The 15,800-nt window shown below is 37.5% G+C and carries 9 protein-coding genes and 1 tRNA gene; 4 read left to right on the top strand and 6 right to left on the bottom strand.

Annotated elements, in window-relative coordinates; translation table 11 throughout:
• The first annotated feature begins 33 nt into the window (after window positions 1-33).
• Together ACQ33O_RS00435 and ACQ33O_RS00430 are read left to right on the top strand one after the other, a co-directional pair.
• Window positions 34-3,852, top strand: coding sequence for a reprolysin-like metallopeptidase (locus tag ACQ33O_RS00435; RefSeq protein ID WP_430993567.1), 3,819 nt, complete (start codon window positions 34-36; stop codon window positions 3,850-3,852).
• Window positions 3,853-4,003: 151 nt separating this feature from the next.
• A complete protein-coding gene (locus tag ACQ33O_RS00430; protein WP_430993566.1) occupies window positions 4,004-4,654 on the top strand; it encodes a Pr6Pr family membrane protein in 651 nt (216 codons plus the stop codon).
• A gap of 34 nt (window positions 4,655-4,688) precedes the next feature.
• Here the strand turns inward: ACQ33O_RS00430 and ACQ33O_RS00425 are convergent.
• The 3 genes from ACQ33O_RS00425 to ACQ33O_RS00415 all read right to left on the bottom strand — a co-directional run bounded on the left by ACQ33O_RS00425 (window position 4,689) and on the right by ACQ33O_RS00415 (window position 6,039).
• Window positions 4,689-4,760 (bottom strand) — tRNA-Glu (locus tag ACQ33O_RS00425).
• 61 nt (window positions 4,761-4,821) lie between these two features.
• Entirely contained in the window at window positions 4,822-5,496 is a 675-nt protein-coding gene (gene trmD / locus ACQ33O_RS00420; RefSeq protein WP_430993565.1) for a tRNA (guanosine(37)-N1)-methyltransferase TrmD, read from the bottom strand.
• A gap of 147 nt (window positions 5,497-5,643) precedes the next feature.
• Entirely contained in the window at window positions 5,644-6,039 is a 396-nt protein-coding gene (locus ACQ33O_RS00415; protein ID WP_430993564.1) for an RNA-binding S4 domain-containing protein, read from the bottom strand.
• 81 nt (window positions 6,040-6,120) lie between these two features.
• Here ACQ33O_RS00415 and ACQ33O_RS00410 point away from each other — a divergent pair, with 81 nt between their 5' ends.
• Both ACQ33O_RS00410 and ACQ33O_RS00405 read left to right on the top strand, forming a co-directional pair.
• On the top strand, window positions 6,121-8,295 hold the full coding sequence (locus ACQ33O_RS00410; protein WP_430993563.1) for a DPP IV N-terminal domain-containing protein: 2,175 nt from the start codon (window positions 6,121-6,123) through the stop codon (window positions 8,293-8,295).
• A gap of 775 nt (window positions 8,296-9,070) precedes the next feature.
• Complete coding sequence (locus ACQ33O_RS00405) at window positions 9,071-11,755, top strand: T9SS type A sorting domain-containing protein (protein WP_430993562.1); 2,685 nt, start codon at window positions 9,071-9,073, stop codon at window positions 11,753-11,755.
• Between the two features lie 61 nt (window positions 11,756-11,816).
• Here the strand turns inward: ACQ33O_RS00405 and ACQ33O_RS00400 are convergent, their stop codons facing one another.
• The 3 genes from ACQ33O_RS00400 to ACQ33O_RS00390 form a co-directional block, all read right to left on the bottom strand.
• Entirely contained in the window at window positions 11,817-13,181 is a 1,365-nt protein-coding gene (locus ACQ33O_RS00400; protein WP_430993561.1) for a dipeptidase, read from the bottom strand.
• Between the two features lie 212 nt (window positions 13,182-13,393).
• Entirely contained in the window at window positions 13,394-14,713 is a 1,320-nt protein-coding gene (gene ffh / locus ACQ33O_RS00395; protein WP_430993560.1) for a signal recognition particle protein, read from the bottom strand.
• A gap of 81 nt (window positions 14,714-14,794) precedes the next feature.
• Window positions 14,795-15,664 carry a sigma-70 family RNA polymerase sigma factor gene (locus ACQ33O_RS00390; RefSeq protein ID WP_430993559.1) on the bottom strand — a complete coding sequence of 290 codons (870 nt, stop codon included), beginning with the start codon at window positions 15,662-15,664 and terminating at the stop codon, window positions 14,795-14,797.
• Window positions 15,665-15,800: the final 136 nt, after the last annotated feature.

The raw sequence follows: 15,800 nt of genomic DNA, 5'->3' as shown, positions 1-15,800 counted from the left end.
TATCTCTAATTTTTATAAACCAAACACCTATCTATGAGAAAAATTTTGTTGTTGACGTTTGCTTTTTTTGCATTAAAAACTGCAACTGCACAGAATAAAAACTTCTGGAAATCAGTCAATGAATCCTCCATTAAAAAAGATCTGTTTGCCAACCGTTACAAACCTCAGGCATACAAGATTTTTGAGCTAAGTGAAGATATGTTTAGCTTAGATCTTAAAAGAACACCTTTGCAAAAGCACATTGCTGCTGCAGCATCTGATTTTATTTTATCTATTCCCAATCCGGAAGGTAAAATAGAAAGATATAAACTTGTTGAAGCTCCGGTAATGGATCCGGCGCTGGCAGAAAAATATCCTGATATTAAATCTTATGCAGGTCAGGGTATTGAAGATCCTACATCGACCATTCGTTGTGATTTTTCTCCGAGAGGTTTTCATGCAATGATATTATCTGTTGACAGAAAAACGATCTACATAGATCCGGTTGATAGAGACAATAAATATTATGTGGTTTTTGCAAGACCAGATGTTGTTGATTATAAAAAATCTTTTCATTGTCTTACTGCCGCCGCGGTTACAGAGCCTACATTAAATGTAGAAACACCAACAAGATTAATGAGAGGCGCTGATGATGGTAGACTCAGAACATATAGACTGGCATTGGCTTGCACAGGAGAGTATGCACAATATTTTTTAAACGGCACAGAAACTACCGATGCACAACGTAAATCGAAAGTGTTGGCAGCAATGGTTACATTAATGACCAGAACAAACGGTATCTACGAGAGAGATTTTGGTATTCACATGAATTTGGTAGCTAACAATGATGCGATCATTTATTTAAATGCATCAACCGATCCATGGAGTACTGAATGGAATACTAAAACACAAACAACCATCGATGCAGTAATTGGCTCTGCTAATTATGATATTGGTCACTTAGTACATAAAGAATCATCAGCCGCAAATAATAATGGTAATGCCGGTTGTATTGGTTGCGTTTGTAAATCAGGTTCAAAAGGAAGTGCCTTTACTTCGCATGTTAATCCGGAAGGAGATCCGTTTGTTGTAGATTATACAACACATGAAATGGGACATCAATTTGGGGCCAATCATACTTTTACATTCAGTAACGAAAGTGGTACGGCAGCACAATACGAACCCGGCAGCGGATCTACTATTATGGGGTATGCCGGTATAACCGGATCAACCGATGTACAGGCACATAGTGATGATTATTTTCATGCAAGAAGTGTAGAGCAGGTTACAGATTATATAAAATCTTCTTCAGGTGGTGGAGCTTGTGCGGTGGTAACAACTACAGGCAATGCAATACCAACAGCCAATGCAGGATCGGATTATACAATTCCGAAATCAACACCGTTTGCCTTAACAGGTGCAGGTACCGATGCTACTGTAGGTGATGTATTGTCTTACACTTGGGAACAATATAATACAGGTACAAAAACAACTACGATGCCGAGTGCAACAGCAACATCGGGTCCGGTATTCCGTTCAAGACCATACAGTACTTCTCCAACAAGAACTTTCCCGATATTATCTTCAATATTAGATGGAACTAACGGTAATACGTGGGAGAAATTACCTTCGGTTGCAAGAACACTAGCATTCAGATTAACTGTAAGAGATAATCATGCAGGTGGTGGAGCTAATCAAAGTGACGATGTAAACGTTACCATTAGCAGTACTACAGGACCTTTTCTTGTTACTGCTCCAAATACTGCGGTTACATACACAGGGGGTTCAACACAAACAATAACATGGAGCGTAAATGGTACAACAGGTTCTCCAATTAATTGTGCAAACGTAAAAATTTCTTTATCTACTAATGGCGGGCAAACATTCCCGACAGTATTAGCAGCTAGCACGCCTAATGATGGTACTGAAGCATTAGTGATACCGGCTACCCCAACAACTACTGCAAGAATTAAAGTAGAAGCAGTGGGTAATATCTTTTTTGATATTTCTAACACAAACTTTACAATTAATGGCGTAGTAGCCTGCGGTAATCCTACAGGATTAAGTTCATCTGCAATTGGCGATAATACCGCAACAGTCAGCTGGGCTGCAGTTGCCAATGCGATCAGTTATGCAGTAGATTACAAATTAAGTTCTTCTTCTACGTGGATAAGTGCTGCAACTGCAACAACTTCAACTTCGCAGGTATTGACCGGTTTAACACAAGGTTCTACTTATGATTGGAGAGTGAAAGCAACCTGCTCGGCAGGAAGCGGAAGCAATGTACAGGCACAATTTACAACAACAGCTCCGGCTGTTTGTAACGCACCAACAGGTTTAGCATCATCTGCGATTACAACAAGTAGTGCAACTGTTAGTTGGGCTGCGGTAAGTGGTGCAGTAAGTTATGCAGTTGATTATAAATTATCTTCTTCATCTACCTGGATAAGTGCAGCTACAGCTACAACTTCAACATCAGTTACTTTGAGTGGTTTGGTTGCTTCATCTGTGTACGACTGGAGAGTGGCTACTAATTGCAGCAGTTTGTCAAGTACGGCAACAACTGCACAATTTACAACAACTGCTGTTGCTGTTTGTAACGCACCAACAGGTTTAGCATCATCTGCTATTACAAGTAGTGGTGCTACTGTTAGCTGGACTGCAGTAAGTGGAGCATCTAATTATACGGTTGATTATAAGTTATCTTCTTCATCAACATGGGTCAGTGCAGCCACCGCAATAACATCAACATCTGTTGCGTTAAGTGGTTTGGTTGCTTCTTCAGTGTATGATTGGAGAGTAGTAACTAACTGTACAAGCGGAACAAGTACAGCCACTGCTGCTCAGTTTACAACTGCTGCTGTAACTACTTCTTGTACTACAGCTTACGAAGCAAATGAAACATTAGCTACTGCAGCAACCATTGCTACAGGAACTGCTATATCAGCTGCAATCGGCTCTTCTACTGATATCGACTATTATAAAATAGTAACTACCGCTGCAGGTAACATAACAGTTGCGTTGAGTAATTTACCGGGTGATTATGATCTGTATGTTTATAATGCTGCAGGTACTCAATTAGGGGCATCAGAAAATGCTAGTACAAACAATGAATCTGTCGCACTTACAAGTCAGGCTGCAGGAACTTATTATATTAAAGTAATTGGTTACAGTGGTGCATTTAGTACAACTGTATGTTATGCATTAAATGCAACAACATCTGTTAGTACAAGTTGTGTAAGTGCTTATGATAATACAACCAATGCTACAACATCGGGAGCTGCACAAATTCCGTTAAATACAAATATTACAGGAACTATTGGCACGTCTACTGATATTGATTACTACAAATTTGTGATCTCTACAGGTGGCACCATCACCATTACTTTAGGCACCTTGCCTGGTGATTACGATGTTAAGCTGTACAGTAGTAATGGAACTACTCAATTAGGTGTTTCTCAAAACTCAAGTACTACCAGCGAAACGATCAATTACACTGCTGCCGCAGGTACTTATTATATAAGAGTATATGGTTATAGCAGTGCTTTCAATGCTACTTCTTGTTACACATTAAAAGTAGCAACAGGCACTGCAACGAAAGGTGCAAATAATTTTGTTAGTGGTAATAAGAGTAAACAAATTGTAGAAGTATATCCTAATCCTGTAAAAGATATAGTGAATATAAATCTTACAGGTTTTGAAGGTGCATCTGAAATACATTTGTTTGATGTGAATGGTCGTCAGGTTATGACAGCAAAAACTACAAAAGTAAATTCACAGATAAATATAGCAGCCCTGCCAAAAGGAGTGTATTTAGTGAAAGTAGTAAATGGTAAAAATCAAATATCAAGTACTAAGATCGTTAAGCAATAAGCATTTTGTAGATTTTCAATAAACAACAATGGGTTACTGATCAGTAGCCCATTGTTGTTTTACCTATAACCGATATAATATTTATCTGTTTAAACAAATGATATTAATTGGACAGAGAATGAATATATTTATTCAACAAAATTTTTGACAGATGCAGCAGCAAACTAAATTCGAAAAAATATTTTTATTGACACTTGTTGTTTTAGGGTGGTTTGCGTTGATCGGACAATTCTATCTGCATATAACACTTGATATTGCATCCAAGCAGGAACTGTTTATAAGATTTTTTAGTTACTTCACTATTCTTACCAATTTATTTATTGCCATTTGTAGTACGGTTTTGTTTCTCAATCCTCACTCGTCTTTCGGCAAATTTTTTCAACAACAACAAACACGTACAGCACTCACAATTTATATAGTGGTGGTAGGAATAATCTACAATACCATTCTAAGGTTTATATGGGATCCGCAGGGTATGCAAAGGGTGGTAGATGAATTATTGCATCTGATCATTCCTGTTTTGTTTTTATTGTATTGGTTGATCATTGTAAAGAAAGATAGCTTACAATATAAAAATGTATTTCCATGGTTATTATATCCCTTTATTTATGCAGTTATTGTTTTTATTAGAGGAGCATATTCAGGATTTTATCCTTACCCATTCATTGATGCCGATAAGTTAGGATGGAATAAAGCCTTACAAAATGCAGGATTATTAACGGTGTTCTTTCTTGCCGTTTCTTTGCTCTTTGTTGCCTTTGGTAAGTTTATAAGTAAACGAAAGCTATCAAATAAGGTATAAAAAACAAAAACCTCAACTTTGTTGAGGTTTTTAGTACCACGTACGGGATTCGAACCCGTGATTCCTCCGTGAAAGGGAGGCGTCTTAACCCCTTGACCAACGCGGCGTTTTTTTCGGACTGCAAAGATACAATTCGGCAATTAATACACAAAATATTTCTGAAAGTATTACGGAAGTAAGTCAGGGCGCTTTTCTGCAGTGTTTTTCAGGGCTTGTTCATGCCGCCATTCCTCAATTTTAGCATGATTGCCACTTAAAAGAATGTCGGGAACCTTCCAATCTCTGAAAATTACGGGCCGGGTATAAACAGGAGGAGCCAGTAACCCATCCTGAAAAGAATCGGTTAAGGCAGAGGTTTCATCATTTAAAACACCGGGTATAAGTCTGCCGATGGCATCAACCAATACAGCTGCAGCCAGTTCTCCGCCACTTAGTACATAATCTCCAATAGAAATTTCTTTTGTAATAAAATGATCTCTTACCCTTTGGTCTATTCCTTTATAATGACCACATATCAACAGTAAATTATTTTTCAACGATAGATGATTGGCCATTTTCTGGTCAAAGGTCTTACCATCGGGAGTGAGATAGATGACCTCATCGTAAACAGTAGATTCTTGTAAACTTTCAATGGCATTCACCAGAGGTTCAACCATCATTACCATACCGGCACCGCCGCCAAACTGGTAATCATCTACCTGTGCCCTGGCATAGGTGGTGTATTCTCTGAGATTGATGCAATTTACCTCAAGCAAGCCTTTATCTCTTGCCCTTTTCATTATTGAATGGGCAAAAGGACTTTCTAAAAGATCAGGAACTACAGAGATGATATCTATCTTCATACCCCAACCCCTAAAGGGGCTTTTAGTTTAAAATTATTGTTGATTCATTTTGTAGAGGTAAAACTAAGTAATAAAGTTTTTAAATAAGTATTTGTCAATTGAACAATCATTAAAATTCGCATACCTCTTCGTGTAATAGTTCCCCCTTTAGGGGGCGGAGGGGGTGTTCATGAATCCGTCTAGATCTCTTTTATCTTTTTTTGTCGGCCTTCCAACTTTGCTCAGCCGTTTGCCGGTATTGAATGTAGCTGCTTCAAATTTAATTCTGTCCAACTCTTCTGCAGGGGTAATATCTGTATAATATTTAATAGCGTCACTGTATTGTACTCTTTTTTCTAATAAACCGGTCACTTTTATTTTCCAACGCTTGGATTCCGTTTTCACTTCATATTCATCATTTATATTCACCGATCTGGCGGCTTTCGCATTGTCTCCGTTTAGTTTCACCTTACCCTTATCGCAGGCATCAGCAGCCTGGCTACGAGTTTTAAAAAGCCTGATAGCCCACAAATACTTATCCAACCGTATTTTTTCTGCAATCATACCCAAATGTAAATTCTTTTATACGAATGGTAATTGCAAGTAATTGCATTTGTTTAATTTAGTTCGATAAATATTGAATATATGCTTACAAAAAAATACAGCTTTTTGCTTGCGATCTTTATTGTTGTGTCAATTGCACAAACTGTTTCGGCTCAATTTCCGGGAGATGGTATCAAGTGGACTGATGATGGAAACGGATATTATAGACTGCAAGGAAAAAGTATCACAAAAGTTGATCTTGCTACAGGTGAAGAAACAGAACTTGTAAAAAAAGAGTTATTGAAAAATTTACCAACTGCAGTAGCAGCTTTTAGTATCAGTACAGATAAAACTAAAATATTGATATTTACCAATACGGCTAGAGTGTGGCGATATAAAACCAGAGGCGATTATTGGGTGTTGGATGTGCCGAATAAAAAACTAACCAAACTTGGAAGATCATTGCCGGCTCAATCACTGATGTATGCTAAGTTATCTCCCGATGGTAGATCAGTTGCCTATGTAAGCGAAAAAAATATTTATACAGAAGATATTGAGTCTAATACAATAAAACAACTAACGTTTGATGGTACCCGAAAACTGATCAACGGCACTTTCGATTGGGTATATGAAGAAGAGTTTCAGTGCAGAGATGGTTTTCGCTGGAGCCCCGATGGACAAAGCATAGCTTTCTGGCAAATTGATGCAACAAAGGTTAGGGATTATTATATGCTGAATACAACTGATTCGGTTTATTCAAAAGTTATTCCGGTAGAGTATCCTAAAGTAGGGGAGTCGCCGTCACCTGCACGAATTGGTGTTGTAAAAGTTGCAGATGCTAAAATTAACTGGATGAATATCGAAGGAGATCCTCAGCAGCATTATATTACCCGTATGGAGTGGAGTAATGCCAAAACATTGGTTGTACAGCAATTGAACAGAAAGCAACAGGTAAGTAAACTATTTTATTGCAACGCTCAATCCGGCGATAGTAAATCGTTCTATACAGAGAGCAACAATTCTTGGATCGAAACAAAAGATTACTGGAATGATGATGACCCTACCGGTTGGGAGTGGTTGAACGGCGGTAAAGATTTTTTGTGGGTAAGCGAAAAGGACGGGTGGAGGCATATTTATAAAGTAAGCAGCGACGGCACTAAGGAAGTGTTGCTCACCGCAGGTAAGTATGATATTGCAAATATTAAATGCATAGATGATAAAGGCGGTTACGTTTATTTTATGGCTTCGCCTGATAATGCTACACAATTATATTTGTATAGAGTTAGGTTGGATGGTAAAAGTAAAACTCCTGAGCCCATATCAAATTTGGCGCTAAAGGGAACAAATGATTACACTATTTCTCCTAAAGCTACGTGGGCTTATCATACATTTAGCAGTCATAAGATACGTCCGGTACAGGAATGGATCAACTTACAAAATAAATTACCTCTTACTTCAGAGGATTTTACCGAAACGCCATTTAGTAATACGGAATTTACAAAAATTACTACAGAAGATGGTATCACTGTGGATGCATGGATAACCAAACCTCTTGATTTTGACAGTACAAAAAAGTATCCGGTATTATTTTATTTATATGGCGAACCCGGTAGTAGCACTGTAGAAGATAAATATGGTTATCAGAATGATGTTTATGGGCTTTACGATGGAGATATGCTTACAGAAGGCTACATACAGGTTTCGGTTGATAACAGAGGCACACCTTCATTAAAAGGAGCAGCGTGGCGTAAAGCTATTTACAAGCAAATAGGAAGAATCAATGTGAGAGACATTGCTATGGCCGCAAAAAAAATTATTGCTAAACCATATATCGATAAAGACCGTGTGGCAGTTTGGGGTTGGAGTGGCGGTGGGTCAACAACATTGCATTTGTTGTTTCAGTATCCTGAACTTTTTAAAACGGGGATTTCAATTGCAGCGCTGGATAATTTATTATCCTATGATAATATTTATGAAGAAAGATACATGGGACTTCCGCAAGAGAACAGAGAGGATTATATAAAAGGGTCGGCTGTTAATTATGCAAAAAATCTGCAGGGAAATTTATTAATAATACACGGCACCGGAGATGATAATGTACATTACAGTAACGCAGAGGTGCTGATCAATGAGTTAGTAAAGTATAATAAACAATTTCAGTTCATGGCATATCCCAACCGTACTCATAGTCTATCTGAAGGAGAGGGTACAAGAGCCCATTTATCCGCATTATATACAAAGTTTTTAAAACAATATTGCCCGCCGGGAGCCAGATAATAAACCCCTTTACATGGATTTAAAGCAAATACCGGATAGGAATTTTTAAATTTGATTTCGGTATTTGTTTTGATTTACCAAAAATCTGTATTAACTTCGTTCTGTTATTCGGAATGGCATTACCGTACCAAAACTCAGTAACGCCGAATACAAAATAACTGCACTCTCCTTTGAAAAATCCCTGAATTTTTAGTATTCCTTTGGTTCATAACCTATTGATCGTCTATCCTTACACGAAACTCCACAAGTCCATTATTATTTATTGAACTCCAACTAAAGGTACCTTAAAAATATTTTTAATACGGCGGATTGCTGCCCACATTCATTCAAAATATATTTTTTTATAAGAGACTTACACTTGAGATACATAACAAAAACAAAACCTTGGATGACGAAATTTAAGAGTTAGGTTTTTCAGGGTATGTTTAATGCGACCTCATTCTTGGGGTCGCTCTTTTATTTTGTACCGTTAGTGATCTTTAATGATATGCTTAAGCTTTTTTAAATAAGATTACAATATGTTAACACAAAAAAATTATGCAACTCATTTGGATTTACTGATTTAAATTGTAACTTAGTGCTCTGATTATTAATCGCATCTGTACCGTTCCCTACTACCAACTATAGTTGTTGATGCTTTTTTTGATCGACTTTACTGCGTGAGCAACAATACATTCTGTAATTCATTTTCCTATCTCGAACACCGTTGATCAGCACTTTGTTGTGTACAATATCATGTGAAGGGCTTTTAATTAAACCTTAAAATAACCCCGTCATGAAAATTTTTACCCAATTGCAAAAAAATGGATTGAGCCTATGTGCCGTTACTTTTTTGCTTTTAACTTCTTTTAGTTCCACCGCACAGGTGATCAGATCGTATGATCTTATTTACTCAAACAATTTAAAAGGTGGTCATACTGCTTTTGGTAACACTGTAATGCAGATGGAAAGTTCTAATGGTACAGTTTTAACAGACCGTCACAATGATTTCGGTTCGTACTCAAATGGAGCCACCAGTCAGTATGGTAATGATGGCTCCAACATGCAGTATGTAGATATTGATGGAGTAAATCCAACTGCTACTTTAGTAAACTATGGATCAAGTTGGACTTATTCCAATGCTAATAGCCAACCTGCAGGTTGGCCAAATGTAAGCTCTCTTCCGGGTGGTCCCGGAGCAGCCCCATTGGGTTACGGTCCTACCGGTACAGTGAATACAACTTTAACGGATAGACGAACTTACTATTTTACACAAACTGTAAATATAAATACGGCTACTTATGAAAACTATACATTCAATTTAAAGATTGATGATGGAGCAGTAGTGTATGTGAATGGTACTGAAGTTGGCAGAATTAATATGGATAATGGAACACCTGATTATAGTACGAATTCATCTGATAATACTGAGCCGGAAGAAATATCAAGTTTTACCGTAAATGCCGGAGCTCCTTTTGTGAATGGCAACAATGTTATTCAGGTAGAAGTACACACATCCGCTAGTAACGAATCAGGTACTGATGATCTTTATTTTGATTTCGAATTATTGGCTGGTGATAATCCTACCTTTAACTCTTCATCTGCTGATCTGATCCTTCCTAGTACAGGCACCAATACAATCAAATTTGCACGTTTGTATTGGGGTGGTAGAGTATCTGCCGGAGCAGGTGTTAATGATTTCATCAATTTAAGGACAATTCAAATTCGTAAAGGCAACAGCGGAGCTTATTTAACAGGCATTGCCCCTTTAGCACAAATTGATAAAGCTAATGTTAATAGTGGTTCTGATACTGTATATCAAGCTTATGTAGATGTTACAGATTATGTAAAAAATAATGGTGCAGGTACATACACTGTTGCCAATGTTTCATGTGCTACCGGATCAATCAGTGGTGGTGGACATTATGGTGGATGGTCAATAGTAGTTGTGTATGAAAATCCTACCTCAACTTATTCAAGTGTTAGAGTGTATGATGGGTATCTTCAGGTTTTTGATGATGGTAGTGCTGTAACTCAATCCATAACATTAACAGGTTTAAATGCTCCTTCAACACCACTGTCTGCATCAGATGCTTATATGACAGCACTTTCGTGGGAAGGTGATGCAAACTTAGCGGCATCATCACAAACACCGGCGGGTGATTATGTCAAACTAAATGGTGTTACCGTAAGTGATGCCCGTAACCCTGCAAATAATTTTTGGAATGGAACGATCTCTAAAAATGGTGCGGATGTAACTACTAAATTTCCGAATTATATAAATCAGTTTGGTTTGGATTTAGATGAGATGGAAGTAGGCACCGGTTATGGAATTGTGCCTAATGCCACTCAGGCAACGGTAGAGTTTGGTACAGAAGCAGATCAGTATTTTCCAAGTGTGTTTGCATTTACAATGAAAACAAAAGAGCCAAGTATTTTTATTGATAAAGCGGTACAGGATGCAAATTTCCCTCTAAATGTTTTAACGCCAAACGAGGTATTGACTTATACTTTATCGGGTTCAAATGTTGGAGTAGGGCCGGCGTACAATTGTGTTATCATTGATACGATTCCGTCAAACGTAATATATGTGCCTAACAGCTTAGAGATAATTAGTTCTCCGGGTGGGATTGTGGGTCCTAAAACTGATAATCCGAATGATGCAGATGAGGCGTTTAAAACTGTAGATGGTGGTAAGTTCTATATTAAATATTTTATTGGAACAGGCGCTACAAGTACACAAGGTGGTGTGTTGCAATCAGGAGAAAGTTATGCGGTAAGATTTAAAGTAATGACACCGGCTGTTGCTAATCAGGTATCGTCGGTTATAAATCTGGCACGTATTGTTGGTAATGGTATTTCAGGCGATCCTTACGTTGATGATGCAACTGCTATCATCGGACCACAAGGCGGATCATTAGCCGTAAAAATATCTAAGTTCAATGTTTCGAATGAAAATGGTAGTGCTGTTTTAAGATGGACAACTGTTAGCGAAGATAAAAATGATCATTTTGACATTGAACAAAGCTTAGACGGTATAAATTTCACAAAGGTTGGAACAGTAACTGGTAACGGCACTTCAACGCTTGTAAACAATTATCAATTCAGCAATTTCTTATGGAATACATCCGTAAAAGTATTTTACTACAGATTGAAGATATTTGACAAAGAAGCAAATGTTTCGGTAACAAACGTTGTGTCATTGCATCTTAACGGAACTACAACGATTAAAAACTTTGCAGTGTATCCTAATCCGTTTATAAGCAACATTAAAATGCAGATTCACAGTGACTTTGAAGAAGCGACAACTGTTCGTATCATGAATCTATCAGGTCAGGCTGTTGTTAAACGTAATATTATCTTGCAGCCAAATGATAATATTGTAGTAATAAAAGATCTGGATGGTTTGTCTAGCGGTATCTACACAGTAGAAGTAGCAACAAGATCAGGAGTGATCACACAAAAGATCATTAAGAAATAGTCCTATATACCAATACAAAAGCGGCCTCATTTGAGGCCGCTTTTTTTATACAATATTAAAATTATTCTGCAAAATATTGATGAAAGTAGGGGATGGTTTCTATACCCTTATAAAAATTTTCCAGGTTGAATTTTTCATTTGGGCTGTGCAGATTATCACTATCTAAACCAAAACCCATGAACACAATTTTTATACCCAGTTCTTTTTCGAACAAAGCACAAATAGGAATGCTGCCACCGCCACGAACGGGAATTGGTTTTTTCCCGAATGTTGTTTCAATTGCTTTTGCTGCGGCTTGATATGCTTTGCTGTTGATCGGTGTCATATAAGCCTCGCCGCCATGGTGTTCAAAGGCACTAACGGTAACGCCTGCAGGAGCAATCGATTTAAAATAATTCAATAATTTTTCCGTGATCTTTTCAGATGATTGATTTGGAACCAAACGGGCAGAAATTTTTGCTGAGGCTTTAGATGGTAAAACTGTTTTAGCTCCTTCACCCTGATAGCCGCCCCAAATACCGTTCAACTCTAATGTTGGTCTGATGCCGGTTCTTTCATTGGTAGTAAATCCTTTTTCACCCCATAACTCTTTAATACCAAGGTCTTCACGATATTCTTTTTCATCAAAAGGTGCAGCCGCCATTAGTTTTCTTTCTTCTTCGGTTGCAACAATTACATCATCATAAAAACCTGGTATGGTAATATGATTGTTTTCATCATGACAACTTGCGATCATCTTTGCTAAAATAGTAATAGGGTTAGCAACAGCGCCACCATAAACACCACTGTGCAAGTCTCTGTTTGGTCCGGTAATTTCTACCTCAATATAGCTTAGTCCACGTACACCAATATCAATGCTAGGGTTTTCCATGCTGATCATTGCACTATCGCTTATTAAAATGCAATCTGCTTTTAATAGTTCTTTGTGAGTGGAAACAAATTTTCCAAGATTAGGAGAGCCTACTTCTTCTTCACCTTCAATACAAAATTTAATATTAGTGGTAAGTGTATTTGTTTTAACCAATGTTTCCAACGCTTTCACATGCATATACACTTGCCCTTTATCATCGCAACTGCCACGTGCAAATATTTTTCCGTCAACGATTACGGGATCAAAGGGGCCGCTTTTCCATAATTCTAATGGTTCGGCAGGTTGCACATCGTAATGCCCATAAACCAATACGGTTGGTTTGGATGGGTCAATTATTTTTTCAGCATACACTACAGGATGTCCACCTTCGATCGGATATATCTTTACAGTGTCTGCACCGGCTTCTATTAAACGTTGTTGAATTGCTTCTGCACACTTGATCATATCATCTTTATGTTCCGATTTAGCACTAATGCTTGGTATACGCAATAGGTCTAATAATTCATTTAAAAAGCGATCTTTATTTTTCTCCTGATATTCTTTCCAGACTTGCATAATAATTAGATTTAGGGAAACGAATGTAAGCGATTTATAACTAAAATTTCAAACAAGATTTCCTGCGATTTTGACAATATTTTTTTGAATTAAACGTCTATATCTAAGATAGATCTCCTATTGAAAAATCAGCCTTTGTTCAGGATCGTTCTTTTTTGAAGAACCCCAAAAACAAAGGCTGAGACTATTAAGGAAGGATCTGTTTTATAAAGTTATCTTTTCATTCCGGGCATTTTCCCCATCGGCATTTTATTCATCATTTTCATCATTCCTTTCATTTGTTCAAACTGTTTTAAGAACTGATTAAGTTCAGCCGTATCTTTTCCTGCTCCTTTTGCAATTCTGGCTTTACGGCTTGGATTGATCAAGTCCGGATTTCTTCTTTCTTCCAATGTCATTGAATTGATCAATGCTTCAATGCCTTTAAAAGCATCATCTTTAATATCAACATCTTTAATTTGTTTGCCTACGCCGGGAATCATACCCATCAAGTCTTTTAGGTTGCCCATCTTTTTTATTTGCTGCAATTGAGTTTTAAAATCTTCAAAATCAAATTGATTTTTTCTGATCTTTTTCTCAAGTTTTGCAGCCTCTGCTTCATCAAATTGCGCCTGCGCTTTTTCTACCAAACTCACAATATCACCCATACCCAAAATACGCTGCGCCATCCTTTCAGGATAGAACACATCAAGCGTTTCCATTTTCTCGCCACTGCTTGCAAACTTTATAGGCTTGTTTACTGTGTATTTGATAGATAGTGCAGCACCACCTCTTGTATCACCATCAAGCTTAGTTAATACAACACCGCTGAAATCTAATCTTTCATTGAATGCGGCAGCTGTATTCACCGCATCCTGTCCCGTCATGCTATCTACTACAAATAAAATTTCCTGTGGGTTAACGGCCGCTTTGATATTGGCAACTTCTGTCATCATTATTTCATCCACCGCTAAACGACCGGCGGTATCTATAATGATCACATTTTTATTTTTTGCCTTAGCTTCTTTGATGGCATTTTGTGCAATACTTACTGCATCTTTATTTTCTCTTTCAGAGAAAACATCCACACCGATTTGCCCGCCAAGTACTTCCAATTGATCGATCGCTGCAGGCCTGTAAATATCTGCAGCAACAAGTAATGGAGATTTGCCCTTTTTTGTCTTTAAATAGTTTGCAAGTTTACCACTGAAAGTTGTTTTACCACTACCTTGTAAGCCGGCGATCAAAATAATAGCAGGGTTTCCATTGATCACAAAATCACTTTCTTTACCACCCATCAGTTCAGTTAATTCATCCTGAACGATCTTTACCATTTGTTGCCCCGGATTAACCGATAACAACACTTTTGAGCCCAATGCCGTTTCCTTTACTTTATCTGTAAATTCTTTGGCAATTTTATAATTCACATCGGCATCCACCAACGCTCTGCGTATATCCTTTACCGTATTGGCAATATTAAGTTCACTGATCCTGCCCTGACCTTTAATATTCTTAAACGCACTTTCTAGTTTCTCACTTAATGAATTGAACATTTTGTATCTCTATTTAATAATTTCCATAAAAAAAGTGAACTTAAAAGTTCACTCTAAAAAGTTTGCAAATGTATGAAATCTTTATGCACCAAGGTAAGTACGAAGCAATTTACATCTGGAAGTTGATCTTAATTTGGTAATGGCCTTATCCTTGATCTGTCTTACTCTTTCTCTGGTTAGATGAAAATGTTCACCAATATCTTCAAGGCTCAAAGGATGGTCTACACCTATTCCAAAGAAAAAACGTATCACATCTTTCTGCCTTTCGGTTAAAGTACTTAAAGATCTGTCTATTTCAGTCTTTAAAGAAGCTTTAAAAGTAACTTCCATATCGGTGCTGTCTGCATTCGGATTTTCCAATACATCAATCAGTGATCCTTCTTCTCCTTCTGAAAAAGGCTGGTCCATACTCACATGACGAGCCGATGCGCCAAGCGTAGCAGCAACTTCCTCAGTTTCAATATCCAGTAAAGTGGCGAGTTCTTCTGCAGTTGGTTCTCTTTCAAATTCTTGTTCTAACTGTTGAAATGCCTTACTGATCCTATTAGTTAAGCCAACTTTGTTAAGTGGTAAACGTACAATTCTTGATTGTTCTGCTAAGGCTTGCAAAATACTTTGTCTGATCCACCATACTGCATAAGAGATGAATTTAAATCCCCTTGTTTCGTCAAACCTTTGGGCTGCCTTTATGAGACCTAAATTGCCTTCATTGATGAGGTCTGATAATGTAAGTCCTTGATTTTGATACTGTTTAGCAACAGATACAACAAATCTGAGATTTGCTTTGGTTAGCTTATCAAGGGCACATTGATCTCCTTGTTTAATACGGATTGCAAGTTTTACTTCTTCCTCCGGAGAGATCAACTCCACTTTACCTATTTCCTGAAGATATTTTTCGAGACTTTGGCTCTCACGATTAGTGATCGACTTTGTGATTTTTAGCTGACGCATACTCATAAGCCGTGAGGTTTTATCGGTTGTTTATAAAAAGGTTAAGGCCTTGTTAAATTTCTTAAACGTAATTTATGCTATTTACAATATGTTTCCAAAAAAAAAATTATGGTATAAACTGCATTCAGCCTGATTT

Origin of the sequence: Ferruginibacter sp. SUN002, assembly GCF_050611725.1 — a bacterium.
GTDB lineage: Bacteria > Bacteroidota > Bacteroidia > Chitinophagales > Chitinophagaceae > Ferruginibacter.
This window is presented reverse-complemented; position numbering and strand designations above follow the sequence as displayed.

Coding starts and splice junctions, on each gene's coding strand:
- ACQ33O_RS00435 (WP_430993567.1), top strand. CDS start 34: ATGAGAAAAATTTTGTTGTTGACGTTTGCTTTTTTTGCATTAAAAACT.
- ACQ33O_RS00410 (WP_430993563.1), top strand. CDS start 6,121: ATGCTTACAAAAAAATACAGCTTTTTGCTTGCGATCTTTATTGTTGTG.
- ACQ33O_RS00415 (WP_430993564.1), bottom strand. CDS start 6,039: ATGATTGCAGAAAAAATACGGTTGGATAAGTATTTGTGGGCTATCAGG.
- ACQ33O_RS00405 (WP_430993562.1), top strand. CDS start 9,071: ATGAAAATTTTTACCCAATTGCAAAAAAATGGATTGAGCCTATGTGCC.
- ACQ33O_RS00390 (WP_430993559.1), bottom strand. CDS start 15,664: ATGCGTCAGCTAAAAATCACAAAGTCGATCACTAATCGTGAGAGCCAA.
- ffh (WP_430993560.1), bottom strand. CDS start 14,713: ATGTTCAATTCATTAAGTGAGAAACTAGAAAGTGCGTTTAAGAATATT.
- ACQ33O_RS00430 (WP_430993566.1), top strand. CDS start 4,004: ATGCAGCAGCAAACTAAATTCGAAAAAATATTTTTATTGACACTTGTT.
- trmD (WP_430993565.1), bottom strand. CDS start 5,496: ATGAAGATAGATATCATCTCTGTAGTTCCTGATCTTTTAGAAAGTCCT.
- ACQ33O_RS00400 (WP_430993561.1), bottom strand. CDS start 13,181: ATGCAAGTCTGGAAAGAATATCAGGAGAAAAATAAAGATCGCTTTTTA.